Source organism: Rothia sp. SCPM-O-B-18226 (M350) (assembly GCF_058213595.1).
In genome coordinates this window covers 1-1196 of record NZ_JBYQJS010000009.1, presented here as the reverse complement: position 1 = coordinate 1196, position 1196 = coordinate 1, and the positions used below count along the sequence as shown (strand labels likewise).

At 64.1% G+C, this 1196-nt stretch carries 1 protein-coding gene; it reads right to left on the bottom strand.

Annotation, left to right across the window (positions count from 1 at the left end; all coding sequences use genetic code 11):
• Positions 1 to 144: 144 nt before the first annotated feature.
• Positions 145 to 861 carry a beta-ketoacyl-ACP reductase gene (locus AC3E6W_RS08710; protein WP_049343319.1) on the bottom strand — a complete coding sequence of 239 codons (717 nt, stop codon included), beginning with the start codon at positions 859 to 861 and terminating at the stop codon, positions 145 to 147.
• Between the last annotated feature and the right edge of the window lie 335 nt (positions 862 to 1196).

Genomic DNA, 1196 nt, shown 5'->3' with positions numbered 1-1196 from the left:
TGTTCAACGATGGTGTCTAACGTTGCGTGCAACGTCGATGTCTTGTGGCGCGGCCCGCGCACGCAGGCGGCGGTGCGACGAGCCGCGCGACGGGCGGACGGTAGTCGTACCGCCACCCCCGCCGGGATGCAGTCTTTGCGGGTTTTAGTGGCCCATGCCCAGGCCGCCGTCCACGGGGATGACGGCGCCGGAGATATAGTTTGCCTCGTCGGAGGCGAGCCAGCGAACCACGCGTGCAACCTCTTCGGCCTCTGCGAAGCGGCCGGCCGGGATGGAGGCGAGGTAGTTCTTCTTGGTTTCCTCGGGCAGAACATCGGTCATGGCGGTGTTGATGAAGCCCGGTGCCACCACGTTCGCGGTGATGTTGCGGCCGCCCAGCTCGCGGGTGATGGAGCGGGCCATACCGACCAGTGCCGCCTTGGAGGCGGAGTAGTTGACCTGGCCGGGCGAACCGTACAGGCCCACCACGGAGGAGATGAGGATGATGCGGCCGCGCTTGAGCTTGAGCATGCCCTTGATGGCGCGCTGCACCACGCGGAACGAGCCGGTGAGGTTCGTGTCAATCACGTCGGTGAAGTCGGCTTCCTTCATGCGCATCAGGAGCATGTCGCGGGTAATGCCGGCGTTGGCAACCAGCACCTCAACGGGGCCGTATTCCGCCTCGATGGCCTTGAAGGCTTCGTTAATGCTGTCGGTGTCGCGCACATCCGCCTTGACGGCGAAAAATTCTTCGGGAGCCTCGCCGCTGCGGTAGGTGATGCAGACGTTGTGGCCCGATGCCTGGAATTCCTTGGCGATTTCGTAGCCGATGCCTCGGTTACCGCCGGTGACCAGGACGGTCTTGGGAGTGTTTTCGCTCATGAGCTTCCTTGGTGAGTCGACCCCTCGCGGTCGGCGCCGATGCAGCGGCTCCGCGGCCGGGGTGTGGACGGATGGACAGTCGAAGCCTATTTTACCGCGTTTTACGCTCGAGGTGCCGCAGGCTACACCGCGCTCACTCCCCCGTCACTACCCTATCGCGCCTCGAGAACGCCCTTTATACACGCTGCGCCCGCGCGTAGACTAACTCATGGTGCCTCCGCGGCGGAGGCGCCCGTACCGTTCGTGAAAGGATTGGGAATCATGGATCTTCTGGGTTCGCTCTCGCAGGATGCGCAGCCCGAGTACGCGAAGTGCTCGCGTAAGGGGTGCCGGCA

Bases quoted from the DNA above. Each gene is read 5' to 3' on its own strand.
- AC3E6W_RS08710 (WP_049343319.1), bottom strand. From the start codon at position 861: ATGAGCGAAAACACTCCCAAGACCGTCCTGGTCACCGGCGGTAACCGA.